Origin of the sequence: Vibrio sp. 10N.222.55.C6, assembly GCF_041473395.1 — a bacterium.
GTDB classification, from domain to species: Bacteria; Pseudomonadota; Gammaproteobacteria; order Enterobacterales; family Vibrionaceae; genus Vibrio; species Vibrio crassostreae_C.
In genome coordinates, this window is the sequence record NZ_JBFRSD010000693.1 from 1 (window position 1) to 382 (window position 382).

A 382-nucleotide genomic window follows, 5' to 3' on the forward strand; every position below is an offset into this window, starting at 1 on the left:
CTTTATCATTGATGACCTTGGTCGTCAGCCCATGCCGGTGGATGCGCTTCTTAACCGTTGGATTGTACCGATGGAGTACTCATTCGACTATTTGTCGTTGCCTAATGGTCAGCAGATAACGATGCCATTTGTATTAACTCTTGCCTTTTCTACCAATCTAAACCCCAAGAAAATAAGCGATCCTGCCTTTTTACGTCGTTTGGGTTACAAGATTGAATTCAAGCCACTTAATCAGCGAGATTATGAAGCTTTATGGATGAGCGTCGTTGCTGATAAAGAGGTAGAGCTTCAAGACGGTTTTTTTGAGCGTTTGTCTCAAATGCACACGCTTTTAAAAGTGCCACTTTTCCCATGTTTACCGAAAGATCTCGTTGGTATAAGC

Annotated in this window: 1 pseudogene; it reads left to right on the plus strand. The window is 42.4% G+C overall.

Features of this window, described 5'->3' with window-relative positions:
- Positions 1-382 (plus strand): annotated as a pseudogene (locus AB4486_RS25680) (AAA family ATPase); the annotation flags it as partial.